Annotated in this window: 17 protein-coding genes; 7 read left to right on the forward strand and 10 right to left on the reverse strand. The window is 65.5% G+C overall.

The genetic code is table 11. The annotated features are described in order from the left end of the window. Positions 1-57: 57 nt before the first annotated feature. Genes lptB through APS40_RS13210 form a run of 4 tightly spaced genes read right to left on the reverse strand, consistent with a single transcriptional unit; the run spans position 58 to position 2526 of the window. Complete coding sequence (lptB, locus tag APS40_RS13195; protein ID WP_055047493.1) at positions 58-825, reverse strand: LPS export ABC transporter ATP-binding protein; 768 nt, start codon at positions 823-825, stop codon at positions 58-60. Beyond that, on the reverse strand, positions 822-1277 hold the full coding sequence (gene lptA / locus APS40_RS13200; RefSeq protein ID WP_055047494.1) for a lipopolysaccharide transport periplasmic protein LptA: 456 nt from the start codon (positions 1275-1277) through the stop codon (positions 822-824). Before lptA ends, lptB begins: the two co-directional genes overlap by 4 nt. Next, positions 1274-1912: an LPS export ABC transporter periplasmic protein LptC gene (gene lptC, locus APS40_RS13205; protein WP_055047495.1), complete on the reverse strand. Its 639-nt coding sequence runs from the start codon at positions 1910-1912 to the stop codon at positions 1274-1276. Before lptC ends, lptA begins: the two co-directional genes overlap by 4 nt. Then, on the reverse strand, positions 1912-2526 hold the full coding sequence (locus tag APS40_RS13210; RefSeq protein WP_055049660.1) for a ribonuclease D: 615 nt from the start codon (positions 2524-2526) through the stop codon (positions 1912-1914). The genes lptC and APS40_RS13210 overlap by 1 nt, the downstream gene beginning before the upstream one ends. Positions 2527-2655: 129 nt before the next feature. Here APS40_RS13210 and APS40_RS13215 point away from each other — a divergent pair, with 129 nt between their 5' ends. Further along, the gene (locus APS40_RS13215; RefSeq protein WP_055047496.1) at positions 2656-4509 is read left to right on the forward strand and encodes a polysaccharide biosynthesis protein; all 1854 of its coding nucleotides are present in this window, start codon (positions 2656-2658) and stop codon (positions 4507-4509) included. 7 nt (positions 4510-4516) lie between these two features. After that, positions 4517-5314, forward strand: a complete 798-nt coding sequence (locus APS40_RS13220; RefSeq protein ID WP_055047497.1) for a phosphodiesterase — start codon at positions 4517-4519, stop codon at positions 5312-5314. Between the two features lie 217 nt (positions 5315-5531). Here the strand turns inward: APS40_RS13220 and APS40_RS13225 are convergent, their stop codons facing one another. Then, entirely contained in the window at positions 5532-5963 is a 432-nt protein-coding gene (locus APS40_RS13225; RefSeq protein ID WP_236884103.1) for a group III truncated hemoglobin, read from the reverse strand. Positions 5964-6064: 101 nt separating this feature from the next. Next, on the reverse strand, positions 6065-7339 hold the full coding sequence (locus APS40_RS13230) for an O-acetylhomoserine aminocarboxypropyltransferase/cysteine synthase family protein (protein WP_055047499.1): 1275 nt from the start codon (positions 7337-7339) through the stop codon (positions 6065-6067). Positions 7340-7493: 154 nt separating this feature from the next. Here APS40_RS13230 and APS40_RS13235 point away from each other — a divergent pair, with 154 nt between their 5' ends. Then, positions 7494-7988: a GNAT family N-acetyltransferase gene (locus APS40_RS13235; protein ID WP_055047500.1), complete on the forward strand. Its 495-nt coding sequence runs from the start codon at positions 7494-7496 to the stop codon at positions 7986-7988. Between the two features lie 355 nt (positions 7989-8343). Here APS40_RS13235 and APS40_RS13240 read toward each other — a convergent pair whose 3' ends face one another. Continuing rightward, a complete protein-coding gene (locus tag APS40_RS13240) occupies positions 8344-9120 on the reverse strand; it encodes a phytanoyl-CoA dioxygenase family protein (RefSeq protein ID WP_197279323.1) in 777 nt (258 codons plus the stop codon). An 82-nt stretch (positions 9121-9202) separates the two neighbouring features. Here APS40_RS13240 and APS40_RS13245 point away from each other — a divergent pair, with 82 nt between their 5' ends. From APS40_RS13245 to APS40_RS13255, 3 genes are read left to right on the forward strand one after another with little or no spacing between them, the layout of a single operon-like run. Then, positions 9203-10036, forward strand: a complete 834-nt coding sequence (locus APS40_RS13245) for a helix-turn-helix transcriptional regulator (RefSeq protein ID WP_082434381.1) — start codon at positions 9203-9205, stop codon at positions 10034-10036. A gap of 12 nt (positions 10037-10048) precedes the next feature. Continuing rightward, a complete protein-coding gene (locus APS40_RS13250) occupies positions 10049-11125 on the forward strand; it encodes a sialidase family protein (protein ID WP_055047502.1) in 1077 nt (358 codons plus the stop codon). Positions 11126-11156: 31 nt separating this feature from the next. Further along, a complete protein-coding gene (locus tag APS40_RS13255) occupies positions 11157-13430 on the forward strand; it encodes an MFS transporter (protein WP_156342933.1) in 2274 nt (757 codons plus the stop codon). Between the two features lie 154 nt (positions 13431-13584). On the opposite strand, the gene APS40_RS13260 is transcribed toward APS40_RS13255, so the two are convergent. Together APS40_RS13260 and APS40_RS13265 are read right to left on the reverse strand one after the other, a co-directional pair. Then, positions 13585-14700, reverse strand: a complete 1116-nt coding sequence (locus APS40_RS13260) for a sialidase family protein (RefSeq protein WP_055047504.1) — start codon at positions 14698-14700, stop codon at positions 13585-13587. A 192-nt stretch (positions 14701-14892) separates the two neighbouring features. Next, entirely contained in the window at positions 14893-16065 is a 1173-nt protein-coding gene (locus tag APS40_RS13265) for an N-acetylglucosamine-6-phosphate deacetylase (protein ID WP_236884104.1), read from the reverse strand. Between the two features lie 163 nt (positions 16066-16228). On the opposite strand from APS40_RS13265, the gene APS40_RS13270 reads away from it, so the two are divergent. Continuing rightward, the gene (locus APS40_RS13270; protein ID WP_055047505.1) at positions 16229-17224 is read left to right on the forward strand and encodes a GntR family transcriptional regulator; all 996 of its coding nucleotides are present in this window, start codon (positions 16229-16231) and stop codon (positions 17222-17224) included. Positions 17225-17422: 198 nt separating this feature from the next. On the opposite strand, the gene APS40_RS13275 is transcribed toward APS40_RS13270, so the two are convergent. After that, positions 17423-18241, reverse strand: a complete 819-nt coding sequence (locus tag APS40_RS13275) for an HpcH/HpaI aldolase family protein (protein ID WP_197279324.1) — start codon at positions 18239-18241, stop codon at positions 17423-17425. Positions 18242-18246 lie beyond the last annotated feature (5 nt).

The following is an 18246-nucleotide window of genomic DNA, read 5'->3' on the forward strand; positions in this document are numbered from 1 at the left end:
GAGTAGCAATTAGCGAGTAGGGTGCGGCCGGTCGACCCTGGCTCCTCGCCATGCCCCTCAAACCTCGAACGTATCGCCCAGATACACCCGCCTGGCCTCCGGATCCGCGGCGATCACCTCCGGCTTGCCCTGGATCATCACGTGGCCCTCGTGGATGACATAGGCGCGGTCGACCAGCGACAGCGTCTCGCGCACCGAGTGGTCGGTGATCAAGACGCCGATGCCGCGCCGGGTGAGGTGCTTGACCAGTGTTTTCACTTCGCTGACGGCGATCGGATCGACGCCGGCGAAGGGCTCGTCGAGCAGCATGAACAGCGGGTCGGTGGCCACCGCCCGGGCGATCTCGACACGCCGCCGTTCGCCCCCCGACAGCGCCATGGCGTTGGACCTGGCGATGTGGCCGATGCCGAACTCGGACAGCAGCTCATTGAGCCGCACCATTCGGTCGGCCTTTCTCGGCACATGTCCTTCCAGCACCGCCAGGATGTTGCCTTCGACGCTGAGCCCGCGAAAGATCGAGCTTTCCTGCGGCAGGTAGCCGATGCCGAGCCGCCCGCGCTGGAACAGCGGCAGGTTCGTGATCGGCCGCCCGTCGACCAGGATCTTGCCCTTGTCGGGCTTCACCAGCCCCATGATCATGGTGAAGACCGTGGTCTTGCCGGCGCCGTTCGGGCCGAGCAGGCCCACTGCCTCGCCGCGCCGCACCGCCAGGCTGACGTTCTCGACCACGGTGCGCTTGCCGAAGCTCTTGTTGAGCCCGTGCGCCACCAGCCAGCCGGTCTGGTCGACCGCGGTTCTGGTCGTCGTTGTCTCCGCCTCGGTCATTGCGGGGTGAAGACACCGGTGACCCGGCCCCCCTTGTTGCCTTTGAACACCGAGTTGTTGGTCTTGAGGTTGATGGTGAGCTCCGGACCGTTGAGCTTGCCCTGCGCGTTGACCACCGTGACGTTGCCGCTGAGCTTGAGGATCAGCGTGTCGGGATCGAAGGTCGCCTTGGCGCCCGTGGCGTCCTGGCTATCGGTTTTGATCCGGACGTTGCCGGTAGCGGTCAGGCTGTCGATATCGCTCTGCCCGCCACTGCCGTAGAGCACCAGCACCTTGTCGGCCCACAGTTTGAGCCCGGTGCGGGTGATCACCACATTGCCGGCGAACGTAGCGGAGTTGCTGGTCTGGTCGATGGTGAAGTCGTCCGCCGATACGTTCACCGGCTCGGCCGCCTGCGCCGCCAGAACGGACAGTGCCATCGTGACCACGATGGCGGCGATAAGCTGCTTCATTCCGTTTCCCCCGGAGTCGCGCCCAGTGTCACCCTGGCGTTCTTGAAGGTGTAGATGCCGGTCTCGCGGTCGTAGGTCATGCCGTCCGAGACGATGTGCGAGCCGCCCGGCATGGTGATGTCGACATTGCCGCTCGCCACCAGCTTCCAGTTCATCAGGTCGGCGAACACCCCCTCGAGCGTGCCGTCGAGGCCTTCGGTGCTGGTGACCCGGGCGACGCCCGGCACGTTCAGCAACTGATCGTTGGTCTGGAACTGAGCCGCCGCCGCCACCGCCTGCATCGCCGCGCCCGTCGGCGGCGTCATGGTGAAAACGGCGTCTTCCATGTCGATCAGGTCGGTCTGCGTCGGCGCCACCTTGGCGGCGCGGGCCGACAATGCGTAGAGCGTACCGTCATCGCCGGTCGAGGTGAGCCGCGGCGTTTCCACCACCAGGTTGTCGCGGTCGATCCGGATGTTGGAGTAGCCGAAGTTCTGGCCGAGATTGTCGATGACGATCATCACCAGCAGACCCATGAACAGCGCCACCCCGGCCGCCGGGACCAGCCAGCGCAACAGCCCGACCAGCCGGTTGCGCCGCATCAGCCGCCGGTACAACGCGGCGCGATCGTCCAGTGGGGCGGCCAGCGACGCCATCAGCTATGGGCGAAGATGTCGGTCTCGTCCCAGCCCATCAGGTCGAGATCGATCCGGTGCTTGAGGAATTCGAAACAGGCCTGGGCCAGTTCCGTCCGCCCCTCGCGACGCAGCATGCGGTCGAGATGGCGCTTCAGGTCGTGCAGGTACAGCACGTCCGACGCGGCATAATCGAGCTGCGCCTCGGAAATCTTCTCGGCGCCCCAGTCCGAGCTCTGCTGCTGCTTGGACATGTCGATATTGAGCAGTTCGCGCGCCAGGTCCTTGAGGCCGTGCCGGTCGGTATAGGTGCGCACCAGCTTCGAAGCGATCTTGGTGCAGTAGACCGGGCCGGTGACGATGCCGAAGCGGTGCTTCAGCACGGCCATGTCGAAGCGCGCATAGTGGAAGATCTTGGTGACGGCCGGGTCGCTCAGCAGCTTGACCAGGTTCGGCGCTTCCTTCAGGTCCTGCGGAATCTGCACCACGTCGGCGCTGCCGTCGCCCGGCGACAGCTGCACTACGCAAAGCCGGTCGCGGCGCGGGTCGAGCCCCATGGTTTCGGTGTCGATCGCCACCTCCCGGCCATAGCGCGAGAGGTCGGGCAGGTCGCCCCGGTGCAGTCTGATCGTCATGTCGAAATCCTGGTTCGGCGATTTGGGCTGTGATGCCATAGCATAAAGGCGTTGGAAAGACTGGCCGGCATCGTTACAAAACCGGGGGGCAGCTGGCCACGCGGCCCGTTGCGGGTGGGTTTTCTATAGATGACGTTGAGCAAGCTTCGCGACGGGCTGAGCGGTTTGCCCCGCCGCTGGAAGCAGGCCATCCTGATCGGCTTCGACACCTTGGCGTTGCTCGGCGTGCTGTGGCTCAGCTTCACCATTCGCCTGGGCGGCTCCTTCACGCCGACCAATGCGCACCTGCTGCTGATGCTGCTGGCGCCGGTGCTCGCCGTTCCGGTTTTCATTCGCCTCGGGCTCTATCGCGCCGTCATCCGCTACCTGCCGGAGCGAGCCTTGTGGACCATCATCCAGGCGATGATGCTGGCAACGCTGCTCTGGGTGTTCGCCCTGTTTCTCGCCGAGGCGACCCGGCTGGCAATTTTCCCGCGCACCGTGCCGCTGTTCTATTTCATCTTCGGCACCGTGGTGGTCGCCGGCTCGCGTTTTCTCGCCAAGGCGCTGCTCTGGCTTCCCGAGCGTCAGGTCGGCCACGGCGGTGGCGTGGTGATCTACGGCGCCGGCTCGGCCGGCACGCAACTCGCCGAAGCGCTCAGGGCCCACCGCGCCAGCTATGTCGTCGCCTTCCTCGATGACGACGCCAACCTGTGGGGGCGTGACGTCGCCGGCATCCGCGTCGATCCGCCGAGCAAGCTCGGCGAGCTGATCCGCAACCGCGGCGTCAGCGAGGTGATCCTGTCGATCCCCTCCGCCGAGGCCACCCGCCGCGCCCAGATCGTCGCCGAACTCAATCACCACCCGATCAAGATCCGGGCGCTGCCGGCCATTACCGACCTGGTCTCCGGCAAATACCTGATCAGTCAGTTGCGCGAGATCGACATCGACGATCTGCTGGGCCGCTCCGCCGTGCCGGCCGACCCCGAACTGATGCGCGAAATCCTCGCCGACCGGGTGATTCTGGTCACCGGCGCCGGCGGCTCCATCGGCTCGGAACTGACCCGTCTGATCGTGCAGCGGGCGCCCAGAAAGCTGGTGCTGCTCGAGGCCAACGAGTTCGCGCTCTACGAGATCGATCGCCATCTGCGCACCCTTGCCGATGTCGAGATCGTCCCGATTCTCGGCTCGATCGCCGACGCCGCATTGGTGCGCCGTACGCTCGTGCAGCAGGGCGTCGAGGTGATCTTCCATGCCGCGGCGCACAAGCACGTTCCGCTGGTCGAGGCCAATCCGCTCGAGGGGGTGCGCAACAACGTCATCGGCACCCGGGTGCTGGTGGAGGCAGCGGTCGCCGCTGGGGTCGCCCGTTTCGTGCTGATCTCGTCCGACAAGGCGGTGCGCCCCTCCAGCGTCATGGGCGCCAGCAAGCGCTGGGCCGAGTTGATCGTCCGCCACTACGGCAAGGGCAGTGGCCTGCGCTATTGCTCGGTCCGCTTCGGCAACGTGCTCGGCTCCAACGGCTCGGTCGTGCCGCTGTTTCGCGAGCAGATAGCGGCCGGCGGGCCGGTCACCCTCACCGACAGCCGCATGACCCGCTACTTCATGTCGATCCACGAAGCGGCCGAACTGATCGTGCAGGCCGGCGCCATGGCCGAGGGCGGCGATATCTTCCTGCTCGAGATGGGCCAGCCGGTGCGCATCCGCGACCTCGCCGAGAACATGATCCGCCTCGCCGGCCTGTCGGTGAGGTCGGCCGCCAATCCCAGCGGCGACATCGCGATTGTCGAAACCGGCGCCCGTCCGGGCGAGAAACTGACCGAGGAGCTGTTCTTCGATCCCGCCAACGCCGTCCGCACCAGCCAGCCCAAGATCCTGCGCGCCCCACGCAGCGGGCGCCCCACCGACGACCTGACGACCGCGCTTGCCGCGCTTGCCGCCGCGCTCGAGGCCGAGGACGTCCCCCAGTTGCGCCGCGTGCTGTTCGATTTCGTCAAGGGTTGAGCGGCCGATGTTGATCGCCCAGCTCTCCGATCCGCACCTGTGCGCCCCCGGCACGCTGTACCAGGGGCTGGTCGATTCCAACGCCATGTTCGCTGCCGCCATCCGCCGGCTGGCGACGCTCGATCCCTCGCCCGAGCTGGTGCTGATCTCGGGCGATGTCACGGAGCACGCGACGCCCGAGGAATACCGGCTCGCCCGGCTGCTGATGGCTGACATTCGTCAGCCCGTGCTCGCCATTCCCGGCAATCACGACGAGCGCGAAGCGTTCCGGGCAGCCTTCGCCGATGCCGGTTACCTGCCGGCCGCCGGCCCGCTGCATTTCGTCGCCGGCGATCATGGTCCGGTCCGGGTGATCGGGCTCGATATCAGCGTGCCCGGCCAGCATCACGGCGATTTCGACGCTGCCGCCGCCGGCTGGCTGGAAGCGGCGCTGGCTGCCGAGCCGGATCGGCCCACGCTGATCATGCTGCACCAGCCGCCGATCGAAACCGGCATCGGCTTCATCGACGCCTATCGCTGCTTCAACGGCGAGCGGCTAGAGGCCATCGTCGCCCGTTATCCGGTGGTGGAGCGGGTGCTTTGTGGCCATGTTCACCGCCACATGTCGCTGCGCTTCGGCGGGACCCTGCTGCAGATCGCCCCGAGCACCACCACCGCCATCGCGTTACGGCTGGCGCCCGGCGCCGAGCCCGCCTCGTTCGTCGAACCGCCGGCACTGCTGTTGCACCATTGGCGGCCGGACGTGGGCATGGTCACCCATCACGTGCCGATCGAACCCGGCGAGGGGCCTTTGGCGTTCTTCTGAAGCATTTCAGGAACGCGCAGACAGAGTGCCTTTCCCCCCAACAGATCTTCCGGCGCGAGCCGACCCCAACCCTTGATCCCTCCCCCTAAACAAGGGGAGGGAGACACGTACTCGGAAGCCAGCGTTCTGGTCTCCCTCTCAGGGGGAGGGGACAGGGGTGGGGGTCGGTCAACCGCCAGGTAAGAAACTGAGCGCTGTCCCGCGCCGAGCGCACGTATCAGGCCTGCTCGGGCGCCTCGTCACCCGCCCGGATCGGCTTCACCTGCCCGAGATCCTCGCCGCGGAACTGCGCGATGCGCAGGCGGAAATTGTAGCCGATGCGCTCAGCGCGTTCGAGGAACAACGCTGCAATCTCCGGCGGGCAGAGCTCTTCCACCGTCTCGCGGAACAGCTTCAGCCAGCGGGCGAAATGCCGGTCGGAGAGTTCGGGGATGGCAATGTGCTTGGGCATCGGCCGGCCGTAATAGCGGCCGCTGCCCAGCAGCATGGAACTCCAGAAGTCGGCGATGGTCTTCAAATGCGCAGGCCAGTCGGCCTCGGGGATCACCCGGTTGAACACCGGCCCGATCACCTCGTCGCGCCGCGCTTTGCCGTAGAACGTCTCGACCACCGCCGTCACCATGGCTTCGTCGAGATCGGGTGGGATCAATCGGCCGGTCGGGTGGAGGCGAGGGCCTTCGGGAGCAGTCACGTCATGGGCCTTTCGGAGCCGCCGGCGCGTCGGGCGCGCCGGCGGGGTATGTGGTAGGTTCAGGCGACCTTTGCCAGCGCCTGCTCGACATCGGCGATGATGTCGTCGATGTGCTCGATGCCGACCGAGATGCGGACCAGGTCTTCCGACACGCCGGCCTTGGCCAGTTCCTCGGGCCCGAGCTGCCGGTGCGTGGTCGAGGCCGGGTGGCAGGCCAGCGACTTGGCGTCGCCGATGTTCACCAGCCTCAAAATCATCTGCAGCGCGTCGATGAACTGCGAACCGGCGGCAGCGCCGCCCTTGATGCCGAAGCTGATGATGCCCGAGGCCTTACCCTTGGTGATCTTTTTCGCCGTCGCATTGTACTTGCTGTCCGGCAACTGGGCGTAGTTCACCCAGTTGATCTTGGGATGCTGCTTGAGCCAGGCCGCGAGCTTTTCGGCGTTCTCGCAGTGGCGCTCCATCCGCAGCCCCAGCGTTTCGAGCCCCTGCAGGAACAGGAAGGCATTGTGCGGCGACAGGGCCGCGCCGGTATTGCGCAGTGGCACCACGCGGCAGCGCCCGATATAGGCGGCCGGCCCCAGCGCCTCGGTATAGATCACCCCGTGATAGGACGGATCGGGCTCGTTGAGGATCGGGAAGCGCTCCTTGTTGGCTTTCCAATCGAACTTGCCCGAGTCGACGATGATGCCGCCGATCGAATTGCCGTGCCCGCCGATATATTTGGTCAGCGCATGCACCACGATGTCGGCGCCGAATTCGAACGGCTTGCAGAGGTAGGGAGTCGCCACCGTGTTGTCGACGATGACCGGCACGCCGTGCCGATGCGCGATCTCGCTGAGCCGCTGGATGTCGACGACGTTGCCGGCCGGGTTGCCGATCGACTCGCAGAACACCGCCTTGGTGTTCTTGTCGATGAGCTTTTCCAGCCCCTCGAAATCGCCCTGGTCGGCCATCCGTACCTCGATGCCCTGGCGCGGGAACGAGTGCATGAACAGGTTGTAGGTTCCGCCATAGAGCTGGCTGATCGACACGATGTTGTCGCCGACGCCGGCAATGGCCTGGATTGCATAGGTGATCGCCGCCATGCCCGAGGCGACGCAGAGGCCCGCGATGCCGCCCTCCATCTCGGCGACACGTTGCTCCAGCACCGCCGTGGTCGGGTTCATGATGCGGGTGTAGATGTTGCCGGGGACCGCGAGGTTGAACAGGTCCGCGCCGTGCTGGGTGTTGTCGAAGGTGTACGAGGTGGTCTGGTAGATCGGGACCGCCGCCGCCTTGGTGGTTTCCTCCGCCTTGTAACCGTGATGGAGCGCGATGGATTCGAGCTTCACTTATTGTCCTTTCAAGCAATGAACCGCCGGACGAGCCGGTGGACCGATATCCGTACCATAGCCGGGTGGGGGAGGGACCCCATCCGAACGGATGGGGATTGCGTGATTGGAGCGCAGCGAGAAATATCGGTCTCCCCAACCTCTTGAGGTGCATGTGAAGATTCGAGCCGAACTGCCGGCGGACGATGAGGCGATCCATGCGCTGACCCTGGAGGCGTTCGCGCCGATGCCGTTCAGCAGCGGCACCGAAGCGCCGATCATCCAGGCGCTGCGCGCCGCCGGCGACCTGACGCTGTCGCTGGTGGCAGAGGACCATGGTGCGATCGTCGGACACATCGCCTTCTCTCCCGTCACCATCGACGGCGTTCATGCCGGCTGGTTCGGGCTCGGTCCGATTTCGGTCCGCGCCGACCGTCAGCGCCAGGGCATCGGCAAGGCGCTGATCGCCCGGGGGGTGGAGCTGTTGCGCCAACAGGGCGCCGCCGGCGTCGCGCTGATCGGCAACCCCGAAATTTACAGCCGCGCCGGGTTCGAGAGCGACGGGCTCCTGGCCTATGGCGATCTCGACCGTCGACTGGTGCAACGGCTGGTGCTGTCCGGCCCGAGGCCGCGCGGCGAGCTCAAATTCGCGCCGGCCTTCGGCGCGTGAGGGCTGCGGTCGCTCCCCTCCCCCGTCTCGGCCTTACGGCCGATCCACCCTCTCCCCGACGGCGAGAGGAATAAGGGGTGGCTCGCCGGCGTCGCAGGATTCTTCTCCCCATCGGGGAGAAGGTGGCGCGTAGCGCCGGATGAGGGGTGAGCCACAGTGTTTGTCGATGGCGTTACCTAAGCGCCCACCAGTGTTTGACCCCATAACCATGTTATTATAGTAACATATTCTGCGCCGATGCGGCGCCGAGGGGCGGTGGCGCGCAAGGCGCGACCGGGCGAGGTTGACGATCGAGGCGCGCGCCGGGAGGACGGGGCGGATGGCACGGCTTGAGCCGCACCATCCGGGCGAGCCGTCAGATCTTGTTGGCCGCTTTCAGCTCGGCGTCGAGCTTGGCCTGGTAGGCCCGTTTCATCTCTTCGTCGGCTTTGGCGCTGACGCCGAAATAGACGAAGCCCAGGGCGCGGCGCGAACGGGTCGGCGAGCGGTTCGGGCTCGCCCAGTGCACCGTCTTGCAGTCGTGCATCAGCAGCATCCCGGCCGGGCCCGGTTGCGCCACGGTATTGGCGACGTCGTGCTCGGTGCCGAAATCGGTGATCCCCTGCGAGAAGCCGAGGATCTCGGAGCGTCCGTGCGGACGCCAGCCCTCGAAGGCGTGCGAGCCGCGCACATATTGCAGGCACCCGTTCTCGTCATCGACCGGCTCCAGCGCCAGCCAGCCGGTGATCGCTTTGGGCGGCGCGATCTTGAAATAATAGCCGTCCTGATGTGGGGGCGTCTGTTTGCCGATCCCCGGCGGCTTGTTGAAATACTCCATGTTCTGCGCGATCGCCGCTTCGCCCAGCACCGTTTCGGCCAGCTCTTTGATCACCCCGTCACTGAGCAGCGTCTTGAAGTAACTGTCGTATTTTTCGAGGTACATCATCTGCTTGACCGTCGAGCGGTTCGCCTTGTCCTCGTAATAGACCTCGGTCTCGCTCATCTGCGGCACGCACTCGACCAGGAACCGGTCGAGCTCCCGGTTGATCTCGGCCATGCGGGCCGCGTCGAACAGCGGCCGGAAGGCGATGTAGCCGTCGCGGTCGAAATCCGCCTTCAGCTGGCTATGCGGAATGCTCATTGCGGCGATCATGCTGCGTTCCTCTCCTCAAGGCCACTGCGGCCCTGTTCGATGAAAAGCCAACGCGGGCCGCTCGTCACCCGCGAGGATCGGCATGACATTAGGAAATCCGATTGCCGCCGCCAGCCGGCACTGGCGAGCCGCCATGTCCTGTGAGACCGATCAACTCGAGCTGCGCGACCACCGTTTCGGTCGGATCAACCGCCGCATGCCGATCGGACCTGTACAATGGCCATTCCACGATCTGTTCTGGGTGCACGAGGGGCGCGTCGCCATCGGCTTTCCCGAGCTGGGGGCCAAGCTCGAGCTGGTGGCGCCAGCGGGCGTGCTGATCCTGCCGGGCACGCAGTTTCGGGGCATGACGCTCGGCGCCTTCGCCACCGCCTCGATCTGCCATTTTGTGCTACCTGGCGAGCCGGAGCGGCCCGGTTATGCGCTGCCCAATCCGGACGAGGCGCTGCATCTGCAGAACCTCATCCGCCTTGCCATGCATCTCGCCCGCCGCAACCACCCCGAAGAGCTGCCGCGGCGGCGGCGCCTGCTGCTGAGCCTGCTCGACGGTTTCGATCTGTCCGGCGCGACCGCTCCCCCGACCGCCGACGAAGACAGGCTGACCATCGCCTGGACCCAGGCCGGGCAGAACCTCCATCGCATGCGCACCCTGGCCGACGTGGCGGCACTGCTCGGCATTTCCGAAAGCGCGCTGCGCGCCATGCATCGCAAGGCGCGGCACACTTCTGCCGGCGAACACCTGCGGGAGCTTCGCCTCACCCGCAGCGAAGAGCTGCTGGTCTCAACCGACAAATCGCTGGCCGAGATCGCTGCCGAAGTCGGCTACGGCCATGCCGCCACCCTCGCCGCCGCCTTTCGCAAGCGGCGCGGCAAGACCCCCGGCCAGTATCGCCACTGGTCCAATCCTTTCGCCTGACCGGAGTTTTCGATGCAGCGTCTTGAAGAGATCACCATCTTTGCCAATCCCGACCCGCTGCTGGTCAGCCGGCAGGCGACCTTTCCAGGGATCGTGCAACTGGCGAATGGCGAACTGGTTGCCATCTTCACCATCGGCCAGGCCTTCGATGCCGCCGATGCCCGCGCCCATGTCAGCCGCAGTTCCGACAGCGGCCGCACCTGGTCTGCTCCGGTGCGGCTCAGCGACCATGAAGTGCAGCCCGAGGAGTCCGAAAGCTTCAAGCCGCTGCTGCTCCAGGACGGCTCGCTCCTCGCCACCGGCTATGTGTTCGTCCGCCCGACACCGCTCACCCCGGTAGTCGATCCCGACACCTTCAAGCTGCTGACGCTGCGTAACAAGACGAGCACCTCATCCGATGGTGGCCGCAGCTGGAGTGTCCCTGATTATTTCGACATCGACGGCCAGCCGCTCGAGCTTTCCGGCCCCGCCATCCAGCTCGCCTCGGGCCGCATCATCGCCGCCACCGCGCCGTTCCATCTCGGCAAGGACGGTCATGCGGGCTGGATCATCGCCAGCGACGACAATGGCAAAGGCTGGCGTAAACTCTCCGAGTTCTATCGCTCGCCGCTCGGTAACGTCTCGACCTGGGAAAGCCGCATCGCCGACCTCGGCGGCGGTCGTGTCGCAGTGATCTTCTGGGCCTATGACAATGCGGCGGGCGCCAACCTCGCCAACCATATCGTTCTCTCGCACGACGGGGGCGAAACCTTCGAGCCGGCGATCGACACCGGCATTCGCGGCCAGGCCTCCAACCTCCTGCCGCTTGGCGGCGACAAACTGCTCACCATCCATTCGCACCGCGAAGCGCCGGTGGGACTGATCGTCCGCCGCGTCGATCTCAGCCAGGGTTTCAAGGTGGAGGAAGAACTCAACCTGTTCGCCGATGCTTCGATGGGCAGCAACTCCGCCGATATCAAGAAGCAGTTCGGCAGCCTGAAATTCGGCCAGCCCTCGCTGCTGCATCTTCAGAACGGGGAAATCTACGCCGCCTGCTGGAGCTTCGAGCAAAGCCAGTATGTGATCAAGGGCTATCGGATCGCGCTTTGAGGATAGGGCGAGTCGGGCGAGAGGGATTTACGTGTCGCGTGTAGAAGGCATGGGCGCGGCTGCGGCCGAGTACGAACAGCAGTCGGATTTCGACAAGATCCGGCGCATTCCCTATCTTTACGCCTTCAACATCATCACCGCGGCAGCGCTGCTCTGCACGGTTACTTCGCCGCTGGCGCTGTTCGCCGCGGAGCTGGGCGTGCCGAAAGACCGCATCGGGCTCATTGGCGGTATCATGCCGTTCGTGCAGGTGATTGCCGTGGCGTTCTTGCCCATCGTCATGGCCTTCGGCCATCGCCGCGTCGCCGGCTATGCCTCGCTCACCCGTTATCTCTGCCTGTCGCTGATCCTCGTGGCGCCGCTGTTCCAAGGCAACCCCGACATGGTGTTCTGGGTGCTGTTCGCGGCCATGCTGGGCTTTTCGATCTTCCGCACCCTCGCGGAAACCGCGATCTGGCCCTGGTCGCAGGAATACATGCCGAGCTTCATCCGCGGCCGGCTGACCGGCGGCATTGCGCTCGCCTACCTGCCGGTGGCGCTGGTGGGTTCAGTCCTGGTGCAGCTCTGGCTCGATGGCCAGCACGGCATCGAGCGCTTCTTTCCGGTCTTTGCCATCGGACTGGTGCTGGGAGTCATCGCCGCGTCGACCCTGTTCGGGCTCGGCGGCGGCAAACCGCGTCCCGGTTCGGCCCGTGGACTCGACTCGATTCGCGCCATGCGCGATCCGCTGCGCGACGGCAACTTCCTGCTCTATCTCGTCTCCTCGGGCACGCAGTTCCTCGTCTACACCGTCATCAACCTGTTCATCCTGCTGTTCTTCCGCGAACGGCTCGGTATCTCCTCGGGACAGATCGTGCTGATGGCGGCGTTCATCCCGGTCGGCGCCGCGCTCGGCAGCGTCGCGTCGGGCTGGTTCGTCGATCGCTACGGCACCCGCGCCATCCGCATCACGCTGCAGGCGTTGCAGGTGGCGATGCTGATTGCCCTGATGTTCGTCACCAGGGACACGCCCGGCACCATCTTCATCGTCGGGGCGATCTTCTTCGTCTTCGGCATGCTGTTCCAGAGCGCCATCTCTGTGGGCGGCATCTACATGCTCAACTACGTGCCGCCGGCCAAGAAGGAGAGCTACATGACGCTCGCCTACATGACCGACGGCCTGATCGGCGGTGGCGCCGCCTTCCTCGCCGGCTGGCTGCTCGAACTGCTCGCCAGCAACAGCATCGTCGTCTCCGGCGTGACGCTGGGCAATTTCGAAACCCTGTTCGCGCTCAGCGCCGTGATGGTGGTGATTTCCGCCATCACCTTCGCCATGCTGAAGGAAGAGGGCGCCACCGGGGTGCGCGATTTCCTCGGCCAGTTCGGCCGCGGCCGGCCGCTGAGCGCGCTCTGGGGCATTCACCGCTATGGCGCGCTCACGTCGGAAGAGCGCCGCCGCGACCTTGCCTACGGCTTCGGCAAGACCCGCAGCGCGCTGGTCAAGGAAGAGCTGATCGCGGCGCTCAGTGACCCCTCGTTCGACGTGCGGCACGAGGCCATCCAGTCGCTCGGCCACCTGCCACCCAGCCCCGCGGTGGTGCGGGCGCTCGAATCGATGCTCGCCTATGACGGGCTGGTCGAGCTGCAATATGCGGCGCTCAATTCGCTCGGCCGCATCAAGGCGACGCAGAGCGGTGACGCCATCGCCCGGTTCCTCGATAGTCCCAATCCGCTGCTGCGCGCCCGCGCCACCCGCACCCTGGGCGATATCCGCGACATGAGGCACCTGCCGCGCATTCGCCAGTTGCTGGCCGACGACCCGGAGATCGATGTGCGGCTCGCCGCGGTCTCGGCCCTCGGCAAGTTCCGCGACAGCCAGAGCGTCGATGGGTTGCTGCAGGTCTATCGCGAACTGGCCGGCGATGCCGTGAGCATGGTCGGCGAGCCGCGCAGCAAGGTGGTGCTCCTGGCGCTGGCCAAGATCCTCGACTGGGAGGAGAGCTTTTCGCGCGAGTGGCGGCATGAGGAGAAAGTGCTCGGCTATCGCCTGCCGGGCCTGTTCGGCCGGCTGAGCGACAGCCTCCGCAAACGCTCCAACGAGGAGCATTCCCGCCTCTTGATGCAAGCCGCCGCGGCGCTGAGCTCCGGCAGCACCGGCACCGCCTTCCGTGCGCTGCAGGCGCTGCGGCCCTATGTGGCGGAGAGTGGACATCCCGAAGCCGGCATCGTCCTCAAGCTGATGGACGGCACCCGGGACATCGAACAGCCCCACCGGGCGCTGTTGATTTTATTGGCGCTGGCCATGCGGCCGGTCTTGGCGGGGTAGCTCTGGGTTCGGTGGCTGTGGACCCCCACCCTTGCTCCCTCCCCGCAAGGGGGAGGGAGACGCAGACTGAGAAGCCAGTGTTTTCGTCTCCCTCCCCCTTGCGGGGAGGGGACAGGGGTGGGGGTCAGCCCGCACCAGCACCTCAGTAAGGCAGCTACACCCGCAGCTTCGCCCACCGCACATCCAGCGCCTTTGGCTCCCCCGCATAATACACCACCAGCACGTCCCCATCCGGCAGCGCCGTCGCCGAGGGCAGCCCGAAACTCCACACGTCCATGCTGGCCAGCATGTCGCCGGTATCGCTGCTCGCCGCCTGCGCTTTGATATGCGCGTAGACCTCGACCTCGCTTTCCGCCGTGAACGGCGCGGCGATATCTGCCGCCAGCCGGGCGCGGATCGACTGCGAGCCGAAGCGGTCGACCCAGGCCAGCACGACTCGCCCGTCCGGCAGCACCGCCGGCCGCGCCGCCTGATCGGCAAAACCGAGAGTCTCGGGCGCGCTCCAGCTCATCCCGCCATCGGCGCTGATGCGACGGTGGATGTTGAGATAGCCTGCCGTTGCCGTGTCATAGGTCCAGGCGAACGAGGCGACCCGGCCATCGGGCGCCACGGCGCAACGCAAATCCCAGTTGAAGATGCGGCCCGACGGATCCTCGGCCACCGTCACCGGGCCGCTCCAGCTCCGGCCCTCGTCGGCCGAATGGAAGAAGACCGCCCGCTGCAGCCATTTCGAACGATCGAGGTAAGTCTTGTTGGTCTCGATGCTCATCGCCAGCCGCCCGTCCGCCAGGCGCATCAACGGGCTGGTCAGGCTGGCCGGGCCGATTTCCGAGGGCATCGGCACCTCGCGCCAAGCCGACCAACTGGCGCCGTTGTCGTCCGAGTTGGCGAGGAGGATCACCATCGGCAGGCAACCCTCGGTCTCGGCGTTGAACAGCGGTTTGCCCGGGTAGGTGGTGCGATCGACCCACATCGCCGCGGCCAGCAGCCGTTTGGGCCCAAGCTCGGTGATGTAGCAGAGTTTCAGTGTCCCGCCGGTGCCGCGCACCTCAGGCGGCTCGAACGGATATGTCGGCGTCGACCAGGTGAGGCCATTGTCCGCCGAGCGGTAGAAGGCGATCCGCTCTTTCGGCGAGTCCTTTTCGTCGCCAGCCCGGAGTGTCGCCAGTAGCGAGCCGTCAGCCAGCACCGTGACGGACGGAAAGGTCAGGTTGGCCCGAGCGGTACCCGGTTCGGCCCTGCCTAGAATTCCCGATGCGACGATTTGCATTGGCCCATCCCCCTTGAGCGTTCACGACTGTTACCGAGCGACTCTGGCCCACCCACCGGGTCATTCCCGCGAAAGCGGGAACCTCTGTTTTCTCGGCCTCAAGCACCATCCCAAACGGAGTTCCCCGCTTTCGAGGGGATGACATCGGGGCTGGTGCAGTCGTCCGTGAAACGCCCCGGAGCCGGGAGCTGCTTAAGCGGCGCGCCTGAACAGCGTTTCGCCGCCCACCACCGTCGCTTCGACTTCGAGCGTTTTCGGATCGAGCACTGCGAAGTCGGCGAGCTTGCCCACCTCGATCGAGCCGATATCCTTTTCCATCCCCAGCACCTTGGCCGGCACCAGGCTGGTGGCGTGGGCGGTGCGGGTGAGGTCGGCGCCGACCATCGTGACGTAGTTGCGCATTGCCTCGTCGGGGGTTAGCGACGACCCGCAGAGCCCGCCATTGCGATCGACCACTGCCTTGCCACGCGCGCTGCGCACCCACTGGCCGGGATAGAACTCGAACTCCATCTCCTCGGCGCCGGCATATTTGTTGGCGTCGGTCTCGAGAAACACCCGGTCCACCGGCAGTTGCGCCAGGATCTTCATCAGCTTGGGCGCCACGTGGATGCCGTCGCAGATCAGCCCCAGCGCCAGATCAGACTCGGCCAGCAGCGCGTCGGTGAGCGACAGGATGTGGAGCCCCATATTACCGGGCTCGGGCTGGCGCATCACGTTGTACATGTGGGTCACCGCATCGATGCCCCACGAGACATAGCGCCCCACGTCATCAGGCGCCGCCTGGCTGTGGCCGAGATGGATGCTGACCCCGTGCTGCTTCAGCCGCTTGATGAAGGCTTCGGCGCCCGGCAGTTCCGGCGCCAGCGTCACTGCCTTCAGCCGGCCGTTGCTGGCATTGAGCATCCGCTCGGCCAGCTCGACGCTCGGCTTTTGCAGGTTGCGTGGGTTGTGGGCGCCGGGCGAAGCGAAGACCGGGCCTTCGCTGTGGATGCCCAGCGCCCGCGCGCCGGTGGCCTTTTCGGTCTCTGCGGCAAGCCGCGCAAGGGTCGGTTCCATGTCCTCGGGCGGCAGGCAGCTGATCGAGGGGAGGAACCCCGTCACGCCGCGCGACAGGAGCAGGGTGGAATTGTCCGAAACGCAGCCGGGCAGGGTGTCGTTGTAGAGGTAGACGTCCATGCCGTGCTGCAGCAGATCGATGATGCCGGGGAACAGCAGCTTGCCGCTGGCGTCCACATCCCGCCAGTCGGCGCCAGTGGCGGCGTCCCGGCCGACGATGCCGGTGAACCGGCCATTTTCGATCAACAAATCCTGCCCGATTTCTCCGCCCGGGGTCACCAGCGTGGCGTTACGCCATCTTTGCTTCACTTGCAGAATCCATGCTCGTAGTATATTGTCATGATAACCACCTAACATGCGAATTCAAGGGGAAACATGGCGCCCGCAAGCGGCTCTGTGTCGGCAGCGCGGGCGCGGTGCTATATGTCGCCGAAGCAAACTTCGGCAATCACCTGTCACGGGAAGTCCTGACTTGAGTATTGACCTGTCGCCACGCCATCTGCAGCTCAGAGACATGCTGTTCCGGCGCTGGAAAACCAACGGCCTCAGAGCCGGGGACAAGATCGAGTCGCAGAACGAGATCGTGAAGTTCTGCGAATTCTCGCTGATCACCGTCATCAAGACATTGAAGGACCTCGAGGCCGAAGGAATCATCCGGCGCCAGGTCGGCAAGGGCTCCTTCCTCGTCCAGACGCCGTGGACCGAAGCGCATCACCGCATCGGCTTCTTCTACAACCGCGACGTTGTCGGCGGCGGCATCTTCAACAACGAGTTCTACACCAAGCTGGTGGTGGCGCTGGAAAAGGCCGTGGTCTCCGATGGTCACGAGTTCATCCTGGGCAGTTTCACTCACAAGTCGATGCCAACCCATGTCTGGGATGCGCTCGACGTGGTGGTGCTCGCCGGCATCACGCCGGAGACCGAGATCGACAAGCTGCCCGAGACCTCGGCGCAGGTGGCGATCATCGATCTCGTCATCGAGGAGCTGCCCTACCACGCCTATCGCATCGATTTCGAGCCGGCCTTCATGGAGATGTTCCGGCAGAACGACGGCAAGAAGCTGAGGTATCTCTACCTTAACACCACCATCACTTCGAGCGAGCAGGCCTCACGCCTCGCCAGCATTCGACGCGCCCATGCCTCGACCGAAACCGAGCAGGATCTGCGCGTCATCTCGGTGAACCAGGAAACCGGCGCCGAAGATACGGCCGAGCTCGAAGCGGTGCTCAAGAGCTACCAGCCCGATATCGTCTGCGGTTACCTGCACCACAGCTGGGTGCCGCTGATCGCCGCCAAGGCAAGCAAGCCCACCCGGACCTACCGCTACTCGCTCGACAATGACGGCCCCAGCTTCAACGTCGACTCCGCCGCCTGGATGCAGCAGGTGCTGGCAGACATCTACGCCAACCTCGAAGAAAGAAAGCCCGGCAAGCAGGTGCTGAGCATGCCGGCGAGGTTTCAGCCGTAGGGTAGCACCGGCGCTGCCGTGATCCTCCCCCGCGTGGCGGGGGAGGGGGACCGCCGAAGGCGGTGGAGGGGCGGCCAGAGTAGCAGTCGCTCGTCGCTTCGCTCCAAGCGCGCAACCACTGGTTGCGATACCCCTCATCCGGCGCTGCGCGCCACCTTCTCCCTCAAGGGGAGAAGGTAAGGCGGCTGTGGCGAGCCCTTACCTCAGCGCCTTGTCAAACGCCGCCATCGACTCATCGGCATAATTCGCCAGCGCGATCACGTCGGCGCCGACCGACAAGAGGTTGTACCCCATGTCGACATACTCGCCGATCAGGTCGCGACTGGTCACCGTAGCGGCGATCTTGCCGTACTTGCGCGCTACCTCGGCGACCCGCTTGCGCACCGCCTTGATCTCGTCGTGCTGGATCTCGCCCGGGATGCCGCTTGCCACCGAATAGTCGCCCGGGCCGAAGAACAGGCAGTCGACGCCGTCCATCTCGGCGATCGCCTCGAGGTGATCCAGCGCTTCCGGGTCCTCGATCTGGTAGCAGGCGAAGCGCTCTTGGTTGGCGGTCTTCAGATAGTCGAGAAAGCCGACGCGGGTGAACTGCGCATCGTTGTTGCCGCCATCGACGGCGCGCTTGCCGAGCGGCGCGAATTTGGTGATGTCGCGCACCTTGCGCGCGTCCTCGGCATTCATGATGTGCGGCACGATCAGGCCGGTCGCATCCATCTCGTAGCCGCGGATATAGTCGCTGTAGCTGCCGCGCGACACCCGCAGCAGGGTGTCGACGTCATAGAGCTTGGCGGCGCGGATCTGGTGTTCCACCTGCTCCCAGGTCGCCGAGGTGTGCTCCATGCACAGCCACAGCGCATCGGGCTGTGCCGCGGCGAAGATCTCGGCGATCTTGGCGTCGGCGATATTGAGTTTCAGCACTCGGGCCACCTTGCCCTCGCGGATGGTGCGCAGCACGCGGCTCGGCCGCATGCGGAAGCGCGTCGGGGGCGTCGCGGCGTAGGGCTGCGTCTGGGACAAGGTGC

The organism is Devosia sp. A16, from assembly GCF_001402915.1.
Taxonomy (GTDB): domain Bacteria; phylum Pseudomonadota; class Alphaproteobacteria; order Rhizobiales; family Devosiaceae; genus Devosia_A.

Coding starts and splice junctions, on each gene's coding strand:
- APS40_RS13245 (WP_082434381.1), top strand. CDS start 9,203: ATGACATTAGGAAATCCGATTGCCGCCGCCAGCCGGCACTGGCGAGCC.
- lptC (WP_055047495.1), bottom strand. CDS start 1,912: ATGGCGTCGCTGGCCGCCCCACTGGACGATCGCGCCGCGTTGTACCGG.
- APS40_RS13215 (WP_055047496.1), top strand. CDS start 2,656: ATGACGTTGAGCAAGCTTCGCGACGGGCTGAGCGGTTTGCCCCGCCGC.
- APS40_RS13250 (WP_055047502.1), top strand. CDS start 10,049: ATGCAGCGTCTTGAAGAGATCACCATCTTTGCCAATCCCGACCCGCTG.
- APS40_RS13220 (WP_055047497.1), top strand. CDS start 4,517: ATGTTGATCGCCCAGCTCTCCGATCCGCACCTGTGCGCCCCCGGCACG.
- lptA (WP_055047494.1), bottom strand. CDS start 1,277: ATGAAGCAGCTTATCGCCGCCATCGTGGTCACGATGGCACTGTCCGTT.
- APS40_RS13240 (WP_197279323.1), bottom strand. CDS start 9,120: ATGATCGCCGCAATGAGCATTCCGCATAGCCAGCTGAAGGCGGATTTC.
- APS40_RS13210 (WP_055049660.1), bottom strand. CDS start 2,526: ATGACGATCAGACTGCACCGGGGCGACCTGCCCGACCTCTCGCGCTAT.
- APS40_RS13260 (WP_055047504.1), bottom strand. CDS start 14,700: ATGCAAATCGTCGCATCGGGAATTCTAGGCAGGGCCGAACCGGGTACC.
- lptB (WP_055047493.1), bottom strand. CDS start 825: ATGACCGAGGCGGAGACAACGACGACCAGAACCGCGGTCGACCAGACC.